The organism is Novosphingobium kaempferiae (genome assembly GCF_021227995.1).
GTDB classification, from domain to species: Bacteria; Pseudomonadota; Alphaproteobacteria; order Sphingomonadales; family Sphingomonadaceae; genus Novosphingobium; species Novosphingobium kaempferiae.
Genome location: NZ_CP089301.1, coordinates 1,144,586 through 1,159,892, shown reverse-complemented (window position 1 = coordinate 1,159,892; position 15,307 = coordinate 1,144,586). Strand labels below are relative to the sequence as shown.

General features: G+C 61.7%; 11 protein-coding genes. 8 read left to right on the top strand and 3 right to left on the bottom strand.

Annotated features, from left to right (window positions below):
• Together LO787_RS05300 and LO787_RS05295 are read left to right on the top strand one after the other, a co-directional pair.
• The gene (locus LO787_RS05300; protein ID WP_232494808.1) at positions 1-2,139 is read left to right on the top strand and encodes an ATP-binding protein; all 2,139 of its coding nucleotides are present in this window, start codon (positions 1-3) and stop codon (positions 2,137-2,139) included.
• Positions 2,139-3,443 (top strand): hypothetical protein, encoded by a 1,305-nt coding sequence (locus LO787_RS05295; RefSeq protein WP_232494807.1) that lies wholly within the window; start codon positions 2,139-2,141, stop codon positions 3,441-3,443. Before LO787_RS05300 ends, LO787_RS05295 begins: the two co-directional genes overlap by 1 nt.
• On the opposite strand, the gene LO787_RS05290 is transcribed toward LO787_RS05295, so the two are convergent.
• The 3 genes from LO787_RS05290 to LO787_RS05280 all read right to left on the bottom strand — a co-directional run bounded on the left by LO787_RS05290 (position 3,440) and on the right by LO787_RS05280 (position 5,528).
• Positions 3,440-4,333: a nucleotidyl transferase AbiEii/AbiGii toxin family protein gene (locus LO787_RS05290; protein ID WP_232494806.1), complete on the bottom strand. Its 894-nt coding sequence runs from the start codon at positions 4,331-4,333 to the stop codon at positions 3,440-3,442. The two genes, LO787_RS05295 and LO787_RS05290, sit on opposite strands and share 4 nt — an antisense overlap.
• A complete protein-coding gene (locus LO787_RS05285; RefSeq protein ID WP_232494805.1) occupies positions 4,326-4,940 on the bottom strand; it encodes a type IV toxin-antitoxin system AbiEi family antitoxin domain-containing protein in 615 nt (204 codons plus the stop codon). The genes LO787_RS05290 and LO787_RS05285 overlap by 8 nt, the downstream gene beginning before the upstream one ends.
• Positions 4,941-5,066: 126 nt before the next feature.
• Positions 5,067-5,528 carry a very short patch repair endonuclease gene (locus LO787_RS05280; RefSeq protein WP_232494804.1) on the bottom strand — a complete coding sequence of 154 codons (462 nt, stop codon included), beginning with the start codon at positions 5,526-5,528 and terminating at the stop codon, positions 5,067-5,069.
• 23 nt (positions 5,529-5,551) lie between these two features.
• Here LO787_RS05280 and LO787_RS05275 point away from each other — a divergent pair, with 23 nt between their 5' ends.
• Genes LO787_RS05275 through LO787_RS05250 form a run of 6 tightly spaced genes read left to right on the top strand, consistent with a single transcriptional unit; the run spans position 5,552 to position 15,304 of the window.
• On the top strand, positions 5,552-7,216 hold the full coding sequence (locus tag LO787_RS05275) for a DNA cytosine methyltransferase (protein WP_232494803.1): 1,665 nt from the start codon (positions 5,552-5,554) through the stop codon (positions 7,214-7,216).
• Positions 7,206-8,726, top strand: coding sequence for an ATP-binding protein (locus LO787_RS05270; protein ID WP_232494802.1), 1,521 nt, complete (start codon positions 7,206-7,208; stop codon positions 8,724-8,726). The genes LO787_RS05275 and LO787_RS05270 overlap by 11 nt, the downstream gene beginning before the upstream one ends.
• 21 nt (positions 8,727-8,747) lie before the next feature.
• Positions 8,748-11,480: a Z1 domain-containing protein gene (locus LO787_RS05265; RefSeq protein WP_232494801.1), complete on the top strand. Its 2,733-nt coding sequence runs from the start codon at positions 8,748-8,750 to the stop codon at positions 11,478-11,480.
• On the top strand, positions 11,477-12,484 hold the full coding sequence (locus LO787_RS05260) for a PD-(D/E)XK motif protein (protein ID WP_232494800.1): 1,008 nt from the start codon (positions 11,477-11,479) through the stop codon (positions 12,482-12,484). Before LO787_RS05265 ends, LO787_RS05260 begins: the two co-directional genes overlap by 4 nt.
• Positions 12,477-14,558 (top strand): AIPR family protein, encoded by a 2,082-nt coding sequence (locus LO787_RS05255; protein ID WP_232494799.1) that lies wholly within the window; start codon positions 12,477-12,479, stop codon positions 14,556-14,558. The genes LO787_RS05260 and LO787_RS05255 overlap by 8 nt, the downstream gene beginning before the upstream one ends.
• Positions 14,558-15,304 (top strand): hypothetical protein, encoded by a 747-nt coding sequence (locus LO787_RS05250; RefSeq protein WP_232494798.1) that lies wholly within the window; start codon positions 14,558-14,560, stop codon positions 15,302-15,304. Before LO787_RS05255 ends, LO787_RS05250 begins: the two co-directional genes overlap by 1 nt.
• The last annotated feature ends 3 nt before the right edge of the window (positions 15,305-15,307 follow it).

Below are 15,307 nucleotides of genomic sequence, written 5' to 3'. Positions count from 1 at the left end.
ATGAGCGATGATCGCGTTCTCAAACGCCCATTCAGACCAAGGGCACGTCTGCTTCAACTTCTGGGCGACCAACTGATCGGTTCGCCACGGCTTGCGCTCTTCGAACTCGTCAAAAATGCTTATGACGCTGACGCCGACGAAGTGACGATTACCTTCGAGGATCTCGGAACGCCCGAAGCGAGCATCGTCATCCGTGACAACGGCCAAGGGATGTCAATGGACACGATCGAGCATATCTGGCTGGTGCCCGGCAATGACCATCGCGAACGAGAGCGCGAAGGCAACGTCCGATCACCGCGTTACGGCCGGCTTCCTCTCGGTGAAAAGGGCGTGGGCCGGTTCGCGGTCCACAAGCTTGGAGATTCGATCGAGCTTGTAACCCGAGCCGAAGGCGAGTCCGAATGCCATGCCAAGTTTGACTGGGAGGATCTGCTCAAGGAAACCTATCTGACCGACGCCGAGATTACGGTCACCCAGCGCACGCCTGAAGTCTTCAAGGAGGCAACCGGCACGCTGATCAAGGTGGGACGCCTCAGGTCGGACGGATGGACGCGCGGCGAGATCCGCGACCTCTACCGTCAGGTGACGTCGATCGCCTCTCCGTTCGGGGATCGGATCGGCGACTTCGAAGTCAGGCTCGACGTGCCCGAGCATCCCGAATGGGTCGGGACACTGCCGGGCGTCCATCAGCTGCTCGAGATGGCGCCCTACCGGTTCGAGTTCGACTTTGACGGAGAGCGTCTGCACTATCGCTATGAGTTTGTTGGTGTGCCGGGACTGAAGCTGGAGAAGCGTGTCGTCGAACGTAACGAACTGCACTTCCAGATCCCGCCCGCGCGGGAACCCGACGACCTTGATCCGATTGATCAGCCCCGGCCAAAGCGTCAGCATCGCATTACCGCTGACAGTTCGACAATCGAGGGCATCGGCCGAGTCTCGGGCCGGTTCCATATCTTCGATCGCGATCGGAAGATCTTGCCCCTCTATGGCGATACCCGCTTTCTCGAGCGCTATCTCAACCAGAACGGCGGTGTCCGGGTCTACCGCGACAGCATGCGCGTCTACAACTATGGCGAGCCGAGCGACGACTGGCTGGGCCTCGACCTCAGACGCGTCAACGAACCGACCAAGCGACTCAGTCGCAACATCACGATCGGCGTTGTCGATCTTGGCCTTGCGGAGAGCCAGGCCCTCCACGAGAAAACCAACCGCGAGGGGTTCGTTGAGAACGAGGCCTATGACCGGCTCCAGCGCCTAGTCCTAGGCGCGCTCTGGGTGCTGCAAGTCGAGCGCAACATCGACAAGGAGCGCATCCGCGAACTGACGGGCGGGCCGCCGGACGTGCCGCAGGGCGTAGACGGGCCGCTGGCCGAACTTCGACGGCTGGCCAGCGAGAACCGGATCGGCGACGTACTCGAACCCACGATCCGCAAGATCGAAGACGACTACAACATGTTGCGGGAAAACTTTGCGCGCTCGGGCGTCTCGCATGCGGGCCTCGCCGTGATCTTCCACGAAGTTGAACGCGGCGTCCGCGTCCTCACCGGCTCGATCAACGACCCCGCCATGACGATCGAATCGATCCGCGACCAAGCGGGCCAGCTCCAAGGTGTTCTCGAAACATCGTCGCAGCTGCTGAAGACCACGACGAGCAAGCCCGGCTCGCTGCGCGACATCGTGCGAACGGCGCGCGATCTGAGTCTGCTTCGATTCCGGCTCCACGGCATCAAGCTAGAATGTCCCGCGCTCGAGGAGGATGGGCCTGAAGCAACGGCGACCTTCGCATCAAGCCTCGTACTCGGCGCACTCACCAATCTGATCGACAATGCGGTCCACTGGGTGAAGGTCAGGCACGCGGATCCGGCCGAGCGGCGGATCTTCGTCAACGTCGTTCCGGATTATGAAGGCGGTCCTGCGATCGTTGTTGCTGACAATGGCTCAGGTTTTCTCGACGACCCGGCCACCATGATCAGTCCATTCTTCACACGCCGGCCGGGTGGCAGCGGCTTGGGACTCTATTTCGCAAATCTCGTCATGGATCTGAACGAGGGCCATCTCGTGTTTCCGACCATGGATCAAGCAGAAGTTCCGGACGGCTATGACGGCGCGGTCGCCGCGCTTGTGTTCGGCAACCACTGATGTTCACGCCCGCCCGATACATCGTCCTCGATGACGAGCCCGCTGAGCTGGCGACGCTGGTCGATGCGCTACACGTACTGGGGGCGCCCTGCGTCGGCGTGCGTTTCGATCCGCTCGGCCTCCCCGAACCTGCGCTTTTCGCCGGGCTCAGAATCCTCTTCAGCGACCTGCATCTCGTGAAGGCGCAGCCGGCTGGCGTCCAGCACTACAACACTCTGGCCAGCCTCATCGATCGATGTGTGCCCGATCAGCATGGCCCCTACCTACTGGTGCTTTGGACGTCGCATGAGCATGAGCGGGCGGCATTGACTGCGCGCTTAGAAGAACTTCTGCCCGCCGCTAAGCGGCCTATTGCGGTTCTTGCCCTCGACAAGACCCGGTTCCGGAATGCCGGTGTCTGGAATGCCGAAGCGCTCCGGCAGGCGATCCGCGAACAGATCGTCACGATGCCCCAGCTTCAGGCGCTACTCGCCTGGGAACGGGACGTGCTCGCTGCCGCCAATGAAACGCTGGCGATTATCGGTGGACTGGTTTCCGATGATCAGCGCAGCATCGGGACCTATCCTGCTGCGCTGGACAATGTTCTGAGCCTGTTGGCCGTGGCCGCGCTCGGCAAGGAAAATGCACCGAACGATCGCAAAGGAGCCGTTACATCTGCTCTCGCGCCTCTTCTGAGCGATCGCATTCTCAACCGACCGTCTCTGCCTGAAGACGAAGCATTGTGGGATCAGGCGGTCACGTTCCAGCCGGCAGCTGCGCTGACGCCACCTCAGAAGGCCCGGATGAATACCATGCTGCATCTGGCCATCCCGCCAGGCGAGGCCGTCGCACGTCTGGACTGGGGCGCCGTCATCCCGCTCGACAATGCGAAGCTCGCTGACGATGCCATGCTGGCGAAGTTTGGCATGACAGCCGGTGATCTGCGTGAGCACGAGTTCAAACTTAAGCAGTCGCGGCGCACAGAAGGCCAGATCGTTGTGATCCGCGGGGGCGCAAACTGCGATCAGGCGCAATCGCAGTCCGGGCCGATCCCGCTAATGCTCGGCCTGCTCGTCCCGACAGGAGCGCTATCCACGGACAAGAAGCGCAGTCCGGCGGTTCATATCTGCGAGGAGAAGTTTGCCTTGGCGGGATATGCCGAACCTGCGACCCTTCTGATCCACGCCCGCTTCGGCGCGACCGTCGTGCCGGATGAGCTCGCGACCTTTCCGGAACCGACGATCCGGCTGCGCGAGCAGTTGCTGGCGGGTATCCTCGTCCATATCGGTAACCATGTGATGCGCCCGGGCACGATCCGCTTCTAGGGAGTGTTTTTCGGTGAGTCTTTTCTCGATCCCGCTGCGACGCGGGCGCAGGTCGGGCCGAAGACCTTCCATATCTCGTCGGTGACTGCTTGGAGGGACAAGCCAACCAGCTGAACCGACCGCGCATAGGCCTGCCACTGCGCCTCCTTGGCAGGATCGATGGCAAACGGCTCAGACAGACCCGGCGGCCGTTTGTCAGGAACCGGAGTGCGGCGGCGCAGGAAGGTGGCCTTCACTGCGGCATCTAATTCTTCATCGTCAATCAGACGCGTCTGCGGAACGGCCCAGAGATCAAAATAGTCCTTCATGCGGCCATTGATGATGCCAAGCGCGACAATCGCCTGAAATTTCTCAGCAAGCACGGCGGCCGGAGGGTAGGTTCTGATACGCGGCACCCCCATGTCGAGCAGCGTTGGGTAATCGAGACGCTCCGCTTCCGATGACAGGGCGTCCCCGAAACCGATGTCAATCGTGACGGGAATGCGGGTGCGTTCGAGATGGGCCGTCGTGCGCAGCCGAATGCCGCTATACTCACTCTCATCCCGGATCGGTCCGACCCTGATGTTCGCAGTGTCGAAGGTGAGGCCATCGTTCACGTCAATCGACATAATCCCCTCAAAAACCCTGCGGACATGCTCGCTGCCTGCCTCTCCATGGCCAAGGAAGTCCGCATCGCGGGTTTCGCGATGTCCTCCTTCGATCCAGAGGGTAACAAGCATGCCTCCCTTCAGGACGAAACGGTCCCGCTCCGCCGAAATCGAGAGACGGTAGAGCAGCCGCTCAAGCGCGTAGCGGACAAGCACCACATCATAGGGGCGCTCCGACCTGCGGGCGATGTTCAGCAACCGCTGCTTGATCGAGGCTGCACTCGCGGACTTGGGCTCAGCCATCGGCAGTCAGCGCCTCGAGATAGGGACGCATCTTCTTCCACGCGCCGCCCTCCGTTGCGGCCTGTGCGATCGCTGCCGGCGTGGTCTTGCGCTGCTCAAGGGCAGCGCGGAGAGCTTCGATGGCGACCGAGCGGTCGACCAGTTTGTTGCGAAACACGTCGGCAAGTGCTTTAGTCACCGAGAAGATTGGTACGTTTACCCCCGAAATGACGTGCTGCTCTATACCCTGCTGCATGTATCGATCGTCGAATTTGATGATGCGGATGGGTGGATAGGTTGGAACCGGCGCCCAGTCGGCTGCTCTGATGGCGACCCAGACTGCGCGGGGCATCTGGTCGGTCAGCCCATGGAAGGCGAGTGCAGATGTCATCGCGATCACGCCGCGTGGGACGAGCTTGGCAGCTTCTGCCAGCGACTGTTCAGCATCAACCTCGCCGTCCGCCCGCTGATACAGACCGCGAGAAATTCTGATCAGTTCGCCGTCCCGTGTGGCTCGGGCGATGGTGGAAGCGGCGATTCCGGCGTGACGTAGCTCATAGTGACGCACGATCGGCGTGGCCGCAACAATCCGTCTCAGTTTATCTCGCTCGGAATTCGAATCGGTCATGGTTGTTACGTATCCTGGGGGTAAACGCGATTTGCATCCAGGTTTAGTAACAGGCAAGGCGTGTTACTAAACCTGGAGGTAAAATCCACATACCTCCAGGATAGGTAACAATTCCCTGCGCGAGCGCTAAACGCCCCTCTCTCGTACAATCGCACTTTCAAAATCGCCCGACGCACTGCGAATCCACGCCAGAACCTGTTCAACCGTCGCATCAGCATAGGGCGTGCGAAGCCCGCACTCCCATACCACGCCAACCCGCCACCCAGACGCGCGCAGTGCGCTTTGAACCCTTTCATCGCGTACAAGATTTCCGTCAAACTTCGTCTTCCAGAAATCCGGGCGCGTAGTAGGCGTACTGCACCAGTGACAGCCGGAGTGACGGTGCCAGAAGCAGCCGTGAACGAAGATCGCAATCCGGCGCGACGGGAGAACAATGTCCGGCTTGCCCGGGAGATCGGCTGCATGCAACTTGAAGCGCAGGCCCGCAGCGTGTAACTGCTTTCGCAGAAAAATTTCGGGCTTGGTGTCCCGCCCGCCGATGCCCGCCATCATGCGAGAGCGGGTCTTTGGATCAACTATGTCGGCCATAAATCGGAGTCTGTCATTTTCGCTTGGACCTGATAATCATCGAGCCTTTGCCTGAGACTGCTGAAAGCGTTCGATTCTTGCCAACATATTCCGTTGTCGACATATTTGCAGGCCCGGGGGGGCTGGCCGAAGGATTTTCCAGTGTTCCGGCGGGAAATGGCGAGCGCGCCTTCCACATCGCTCTCTCGATCGAGAAGGAAACGACGGCGCATTCCACATTGCGCCTGCGCAGTTTCCTACGCCAGTTCGGCGACGACCTCCCGGACGAATACTACAACTTCATCAACACGGGCGGAGACGAGCCCGACTGGGAAGCCATCTATCCCGAGCAATGGGCAGCCGCAGTCGAAGAAGCCTGGAAGCTTGAACTGGGCGAGGAAGATCCCGAAGAGCGTTTGAACGATCGCCTTGATACGATCCGGTGGGACAGCGACGGTCATACCGTGCTGATCGGTGGCCCCCCCTGTCAGGCCTATTCGCTGGTCGGTCGCGCCCGCAACCTGGGTATAAAAGACTACAAAGCCGAGGAGGATCCCAAGCACTTCCTCTACGAGGAATACATCCGGATTCTCGATCGGCTGCAGCCGGCCGCATTCGTCATGGAAAATGTGAAAGGCATGCTTTCGTCGTCGATCGACGGCGAAAACCGAATATTCGATCAGGTTCTGCGCGACCTGCGCGGCGAGCGCCCGGGGGCGACAACCTATCGCCTGATAGCGCTTGATCCGAGGTCGCGGAGGCAGCTTGACCTTACACCGTTCGAACCGCGCGCATCGGATTTCATTGTGCGAGCCGAAGATTTCGGGGTTCCGCAGGCGCGGCACCGCGTCATTATCGTCGGTCTGCGTGGCGACCTCGCGAAGGATGTACCGCCATCTTCACTTGCCGAACTGATGGTACGTCACAATTTGAAGACCACTGTCGGCCATGTTCTCGACGGTATGCCAAGGCTGCGCAGTGGCCTCAGCCGGGGCTTGGACGGAAAGGATGAGTGGAAGCAGGCCGTCGAGGCCGCGATGACCCTCGTCGCCGACATGGAAACAGAGCTTCCTGACAAGGAGCAGGAAGACTTTGCGACGCTTGCTACGGAATGCCTTGAAGCGTTCAAGGGGCTCAATGATGTCCCGGGGCGCGAGGGTAACGGTGTCGGCATCGCCGACGACTGCCCCGCCGACCTCAGAAGCTGGTTGGTTGATCCAAAACTCGAGACGCTGCCGAATCATACAACGCGCGGCCACATGGCGAGCGATCTCGCGCGCTATTTCTTTGCGACGATCTTTGCCAAGGTCGCAGGTCGATCTCCGAAGGCGTCCGACTATCCTGAAGAGTTGGCTCCGGAGCACGCGAACTGGACCACAGGAAAATTTGCCGATCGCTTTCGCGTTCAGCTGTCGGGTGGTCCGTCAACCACGGTGACGAGCCACATTTCAAAGGACGGCCATTATTTCATTCATCCGGATCCGCTTCAATGCCGTAGCCTTTCAGTACGCGAGGCTGCCCGCCTACAGACCTTCCCGGACAACTACTTCTTCAAGGGAAACCGTACGCAGCAGTATGTGCAGGTGGGCAATGCTGTCCCGCCGCTCCTCGCACGCTGGATCGGCGAAGCGCTGTGGACGATCCTAAACGCCACACAGTCAGATGAAGAGGGAGTAACGGAGGCCGGAGCGCTCGATCATGTCGAATGATCCCGACAGCTATGATCTTGCCAATCCAGGCGCGGCCGAGCTTTTCGAATCTTTGCGCGCATTCGGCTATGATCTGCCAACAGCATTTGCCGACATTATAGACAACAGCATCAGCGCGCAGGCCCGCAACGTCTGGATCGACATGCAGTGGGCGGGTCCGGGATCGCGCATCGTCATCCGCGACGACGGACGCGGTATGGCGGAGGCCGAGCTGGTTCAGGCGATGAAGCCGGGCAGCCTCAGTCCGCTAGCCGATCGCTCAAAGGACGATCTCGGGCGCTTCGGCCTCGGCATGAAGACCGCGTCAATCTCGCAGTGCAGATGCCTCACGGTCTTGACAAAGGCCGTCGGGTCTGCTCCTGCGCTGCGTCGCTGGGATCTCGACTACATCGCATCGACTGGGACCGGCGAGTGGCGGCTGCTCAAGCGCCCGGACCTGCTGAACAATGCGGACCATGAACTTCTCCAAGGACAGCCGAGCGGCACGATCCTCTTCTGGGATCGGCTGGATGTTCTCGTTGGGACTGCGCCGGCCGACGACGAGACCGCACAAAAGCATTTTCGCGAGCGTGCAGATGCGGTGAAGCGTCACCTTGCAATGGTCTTTCACCGCTTCCTACGCGGTCGTGGCGCCATTACGATCCACATGAACGGGCGGTCCATAGAACCATGGGATCCGTTTCTCGAGGACATCGAATTCACCGAACCGCTTCCGGCCGAGACCCTGACCAGTGACGGTCAGCGGGCGGAGGTGAAGCCGTATATCCTCCCACATCACAGCCGGATCACCGCCGACAAGCATCAGGAGGCGGCCGGTCCCAAGGGATGGAACGCCCACCAGGGCTTCTACATCTATCGCAATCGTCGGTTGCTGGTCGCTGGTGACTGGCTCGGCCTCGGTATGCAGAAGGAGGAGCATTTCAAGCTCGCTCGCATCCGCATTGACCTGCCGAACACTGCCGATCACTTGTGGCAGATCGACGTGAAGAAGTCGCGCGCACGGCCGCCTGCGGCACTGCGTCGCGACCTGCAGCGGATCGCGCGAACCGCGCGCAACCGGGCGTCGAGCATCTACCGGCATCGCGGCAAGGTCATTCAGCGGCAGCTCGGCGCTGCCGAAGCGTTTCTGTGGACCCATCTGACGAAGCACGGAAAGTCGTTCTACCGGATCAATCGGGACCATCCGCTGGTCAGGAAGGTCCTCGAGGGCGTATACGAACGCGCGCCGGTGCAGGCGCTCTTCAGCCTCATCGAACAGACCATTCCGGCGCCGCTCATCGTCATCAACAATGCCGAGACGCCCGATACTTTCGGGCAACCGTTCGAGGGGGCGGCGAAGGAACTGCAGCTCGCGATGAAGGCGGTGTTCGAAGCTCTGATCGAGGGAGGCCGCGACAGGGTCGAGGCGGCGCGGACGCTGCTGGCGATGGAGCCGTTCAACAACCATCCCGACATCGTGACGGCGTTCCTCGACGGAGTTGCATGCGAGACCGCAGGCAGAAAGAAATAGATGCACAATCGGGGGGGAAGGATGTCGACAGGAACACCGGAACAGCAGCTTCGCAGCGCCTACGGCGCAGCGAACGCGCTGCTCGAGCTGGAGCCGCGGATCACGCAGGAGGCGCTCGAACGCGCCGTCGATATCATCTTGGCAATGCCGCCCTATGCAAACGTCGATCGTACCCGGCTGCTGCGCGAGCTGGAAGCCCGCAATAACACCTTGGTCGGCGGATATTCGATCATCGACGACAAGGAATTCGTCGCTTGGATCAAGACAGCGCGTGAAAATCGCGAGTTCCAGTTCTGGGAGCGGTATCGGCACTGGATGGATCGAGGCAAGCGCTGGGCCACCGGTCCGCTCGTCCAGCTCGACCGCATGACCGACGACATCCTAGATCGACTTCGAAATCCCGAGATGGCCGGTGCCTGGGACCGACGCGGCCTCGTCGTCGGCGACGTCCAGTCCGGAAAGACTTCGAACTACACCGCGCTCATCTGCAAGGCGGTCGACGCGGGCTATCCCCTGGTCATCGTCCTCGCGGGCGTCCACAACAGTCTCCGGAGCCAGACTCAGCTGCGGATCGACGAAGGCTTCCTCGGGTTCGACACCCGGCTGAGCCTGCTCGCCGACGATCAGGAGAATCAGCGCATCGGTGCCGGCAAGATGCCGAGTGCGCCGTTCCTCGTCGCACATTCCCTGACGAGCAGCGCGGACGGTGGAGACTTCAAGGCGGCAACCGCCAATGGCACACGTCTCGTGCCTGGCGGTCGCGACCCGATCATCCTGGTAGTCAAGAAACGCGTCAGCATTCTCGAAAATCTGCTGGCCTGGGTGAAATCTGTCCGCGGCACCGACGATCCCGGCACGCCCGGCGGCAAGATCGTCCGGGACGTGCCGATGCTCGTCATCGACGACGAGGCCGACAACGCATCGGCGAATACCAACGAATATCGCAACGACGACGGCACGATCGACGAGGATGCCGATCCGACGAAGACCAACATGCTCATCCGCAAGCTGCTCGTCACCTTCGAGAAGAGCGCCTATGTCGGATACACCGCGACGCCCTTCGCCAACGTGTTCATGCACCATGAGGCGACGCACCGGGATGCCGGCAGGGATCTCTTCCCGGCGAGCTTCATCGTCAATCTGCCGGCACCCTCGAAATACATCGGACCTGAGCGCGTCTTCGGCGTCGATCGCCCGGGTGCGAACGGCGAGGCGAAAGGGCTGCCGATCATCAGGCGGATTTCCGACGCGACGGCCATCTTCCCGCCGGGCCACAAGAAGGACCATCCGGTAACGGAACTGCCGGCCTCGCTCGAAGAGGCGATGCTGGCCTTCCTGCTGGTCTGCGCGGCGAGACGGGTGCGCGGCGACATCAACGTCGACAATTCGATGCTCATCCACGTCACGCGCCTAGTCGCCATCCAGGAGAAGGTGGCGCGGCTCGTCGACGAGTTTCTTGTCGATGTTGTGCGTCAGCTCGAGTTTCCCGGCACCGGCGGCACCGTCATCGCCGAGTTGGAGGCACTTTGGAACAAGGAGTTCGAGGCCAAGGGGGATGAACTGCGCGCCCTCCTTGCCGACCATGATCTCCAGCCGGTCGCATGGTCGGCGGTCCGTGACCAGCTGTTCGACGCGGCCAAGCGAGTTCGGGTCCGGCAGATCAACGGGTCGGCAAAGGACACGCTCGACTATGCCGATCATCCGGACGGCCTCTCGGTAATAGCCGTCGGCGGTGACAAGCTGTCGCGCGGCCTGACGCTCGAAGGTCTCTCGGTCAGCTACTTCATTCGCACCACCAAGATGTACGACACGCTCATGCAGATGGGCCGCTGGTTCGGCTATCGTCCGCGCTATGCCGACCTGTGCCGCCTGTACACTTCACCGACTCTCATCCGCTGGTATCGGCACATCGCGACCGCGACCGCCGAACTGCGCGAGGAATTCGATCTGGCGTTCAACAACGGCCAGACACCGCTGGAGTTCGGCCACCGCGTCCGGGCGCACCCCGATGGCCTGCTGATCACTGCCGCCAACAAGATGCGAGCGGGAACGCGGGTCCGGGCAGGCTTCTCCGGCACGATCTCCGAAACCGTGTCGTTCGAGGCGACGCACGTCAAAGCGAACTTCGACGCGTTCGCCGATTTTCTGAACGATCTGCCACGGAGCGCCGGCACGGGGCGGCATCAGTGGAACGACGTCGAAGGCTCTCGCGTGACGTCGCTTCTTCGACAGCTCCAGACATCCCGCGATTCTTGGAAGGCCAATGCGCAGGCGCTGGCCGAATATGTCGGCAATCGCGTCGCGAACGGTCGGCTGAAGACCTGGACTATCGTGCTCGCTGGCCAAGGTCAGACAGATGTCTCTTGCCGCCTCGGACCGTATGATATCACGCTGACCCAGCGAAAATATGAGACCAGCGACGGGCGCATCACGATCGGCCGCCTTGTCAGCCCTGCAGATGAAGTTGCCGATCTCGATCGGCCAGCCATCACCCGGGCGATGGAGCAGACCATCGACGCCTGGGAAAAGAAGGCGGATCCCAAGAAGGACGAGCCAAAGACCGCGAGCGGACCATTCATCCGCCGGCAGCGGAGCCGGGATCGCGGCCTGCTTCTGATCTATCCAATCGATGCGGCGATGCCGGACAGGATGCCCATCATGGGGTTCGCGATCAGCTTCCCGTTCGACGAGGATGCGCCGCTCATCGACTATGCCGAGAACAGCGTGAAGCAGCTCGAAAGGATCTTCGATTGAGCCCCGAGGCGCTTCTCGCAACTTGGGCCGAACTGGGCGAAGCAGCACCGAGTCCGTCCGGGGCGCAGCGCATCCGGCTCGACGTGGACGCCGCGGCCGACATCTTCGCCTGCATCTTCTGGCCGAGCCGACGCCAGGGACTGCTGATCGAAGGCGCCGGCGAACATCGGCCCGGTGGGGACAGGATACCGACCTGTCGAGGGGTCCGCGTGGTCCACGAGGTGAGCGCCGAGCCGAGAACGCTGATTCGCGTCATGCTTGAGGACGAGGGTCTGCTTGACATCTTTGCAGTGATGTCGGCCGACCTTGTCGGCATTGTCGCGCCCCGGACGAACACGGCTCTGGCGCTGCGTCGCGCGATCGACCGGCTGTGCATGTGGCAGGGCCTGTTCGAGCGGGTGCCGGCCGAAGGCCTTTCCGAGGAAAGGCAGCGCGGCATGCTCGGCGAGCTGCTTGTCATGGAACGGCTGCTCGTACCGATCCTGGGGTCTCTTGCCGCGGCCGAATGCTGGACCGGCCCCGATCCGGCGCATCAGGATTTCATCCGGTCGGGTCTTGCGATCGAGGTCAAGACGAGCCTCGCCAAGCGGCATGCCCGTCTCAGGATCGCGAACGAGAAGCAGCTCGACGAGCGCTCCCACGAAAATTTGCTGCTTGCCTACCTCAATCTCGACAAGAGCATGGCGCATGGGGACTCCCTCCCCATGGTCGTCCAGCGGGTGCGTGCGCTGGCTGCCAGTGATCCGGCCGCCTCCCGCATTCTTGACGACCGTCTGCTCGCCGGCGGGTATCTCGATGTCCACGCGCCCATCTACAACCGCAACCGATGGCGGGCGGGCGACACCCGCTATTTCCGCGTCGAAGGCGAGTTTCCGCGCCTGACCGACGCCAACCTGCCGGCCGGGGTCGGAGACATCGGCTATTCGATCATTGCCGACGATCTTGGCTCCTACGGGGTCGAGGACGATGAGGTTGTCGCACTGGTGGAGGCGGTCGGTGGCTGAGGCGGACGAACTGCAGGCCTATGCGGTGAACATCCTGCAGGATGTCATTGCCCGTGCCGATGCTGCGGAGGATGGCGCGCTGCGCGCCGAGGCTTTCGCGGAACTCATGTTCGAGCATCTGGTGGATGCCGGCGAGATCGATGATGGCATCGGCTGTCCCGTCGAAGGGCGCGGCATCCGCTGTTCGGGGTATTTTCTCTCCGAGGACAATGATCGTCTCGACCTTTTCCTCGTTGTGCCGCGCCTCGACGGAGTGGCGGGAACCGTCGCGAAGGCCGACATCGACACGGCGTTCAAGCGCATCGGCACCTATCTCGAAAAGGCTCTTGGCGGCCTGCATCGCGAGCGCGAGGAGGCACTGTCCGGTTATGACATGACTCGGGCGATCTGGGAGGCTCGGGAGGAGCTGAGCCATGTCCGCCTCTTTGTCATTACGGACGGGCTTGCGACGGTCGATCAGATCGAGAGCCAGATGGTCGGTTCGATCGAGGTGTCGAGCCACCTGTGGGATCTGCGCCGGCTTCATCGCGCGGTTTCATCCGGCAGCAGCCGTGAGCCGATCCATGTCGACTTTCCAAAGCTCAGCGCCACGCTGCGCTGCGTGATCGCAACACCGCCCGGCGGTGGATATCGCTGCCTGCTCACCATGATCCCTGGCAACGTCCTCGTCGAGATGTATCGTCAGCACGGTCCCAGACTGCTCGAACGCAACGTCCGCAGTTTCCTCCAGCTGAAAGGCAAGGTGAACCAAGGCATTCGCAAGACGATCATCGACGAGCCGCAGATGTTCCTGGCATTCAACAACGGGCTGTCCGTCACCGCGACCGGCCTTCACATCAAGGATCACGGCGACGGCACGGCCGAACTCGTGTCCGCCGATGACTTTCAGATCGTCAACGGCGGACAGACGACGGGTTCGATCTTCCGGGCGTGGCGCAAGGACAAGGTCGACGCCAGCCAGCTGCAGGTGCCGGTCAAGATCACCGAGATCCTGAGCGACGGCGACATCGAGGAGATCGCGCCGAGGATCTCGCAGTCGGCTAACAATCAGAACAAGGTCAACATGGCCGACTTCTCTTCCAACCATCCGTTTCATCGGCGGATGCAAGAGCTGTCGCGGTCGATCTGGGCACCACCATCGGGGGGGATGCAGCGGCAGTCACGATGGTTCTACGAGCGCGCGCGCGGACAGTATCACGATGCACTGGCAGAGAACCGCACCGAGGCCGAACGTCGGAAGTGGGAACTCATCCACCCGCGCAACCAGCTCGTCACCAAGACCGACCTCGCCAAGTACGAACACAGCTGGTCGCAGCTGCCGCACATCGTCAGTCGCGGCGGCCAGAAATGCTATCTCGATTTCATGGACGCGCTCGACCAGCGCGGTGCGTTCGAACCCGATGGGCGCTACTTCGAGCGATGCGTAGCGCGCGCGATCCTTTTTCGTCAGTCAGAGCGGATCGTGTCTCGGCAGAAGTTTGGCGGCTACCGCGCCAACATCGTGACCTATCTCCTGGCTTGGCTGTCTCACCACACGGCTAAGCGCGTCGACCTTGACGCGATCTGGTCGGCGCAGGAGCTATCCGGACCGCTTGCGGCCTTCATCGAAGTGTTGAGCATCCATGCCCATGCGCATGTCACCACGCCACCCGGGGGCCAGAACGTCACCGAATGGTGCAAGAAGGAAGCCTGCTGGGAACGCTTCCGCGAAACGCGGATCGAGATTCCTGCCGATGTCGAAGCCGGCCTGCTGTCCCGGGACAAGGCGCACACCGGCGGGTCGACCAGCGTTCTCGAGGAACAGGCCAGCGAAGCCGAGTCCGAACAGGTCGAACGGGTATCGACCATACCGTCGCAGACGTGGTTCGACCTTGCCGCTTGGGCGAAGGACACTCAGTCCCTTCAGGCATGGCAGCGGTCGCTCGCGTTCAGTCTCGGCCGACTGGCCGGCAACGGAAAGAAGCCGTCGCGCAAACAGGCGATGCATGGCGAGAAGATCATTTCGGAAGCGAAGAGCCTGGGCTTCCGCGGGGATAATGTTGAGATGCCCGCCGACAAGCCGGAGGAAGGGTGATGGCGCGGAACGAAAAGGTCAGCGCGAATACGCCATGGACGGACGACGAGCTGCGTCAGTCGGTAGAAGTCTATGTCCTCCTTCTTCGACTGCAACTGCGCGGCAATGACGGGCGCTCCGAGCCTGTGGCCCAGGCTCTGCTCAGCGGGCCACTCGCGCTGCGCAACGACGCAGCCATCCGCTACAGGCTGCGCAACATCTCTGCCGTCGTGCAAGAGCTGGATGGCCCGGTGTTGAAGGGATTCTCGCCGGCTGAAAGCGTCGGAAAGCTGGTCCGACCGCGTATTCGAGCCCTGCTACTGGACGACCCGGACTTTGCCCGACTACTTGCGCCGACATCAAATGCTGGCGACGACGACCGCAGAGATGCATTGAAGGCTCTCGCCATTCTTCGGCGGAAGATCGAAGAACTGGAAGCCGACCTTGCATGGCGTGGCCACAACAATCCACCGGAACAGGATGACATTGGCGTTCAGGTCGCGGATCTGGCAGACGCCCGGGACGCCATAACAGTAGTCGAAGCGGAACTTGAAAAGCCGAATCCGGACGAGGAAATCGTCGAGGCCGGCACTTCACGCATCTTGGGACTGGCACTCAAGCTGACCAAGTGGATTGGTGAGCGAACGACAAAATTCGTGGATGCCGCTCTCTTGGCGGCAGCTCCTGTAGCGGTGGCGAAGGCCAGCGGGCTACTGCCGGCAATTATCGACGCGGTGGAGGCAGTGGGCCGCACCGTTGGCCACTGAGGG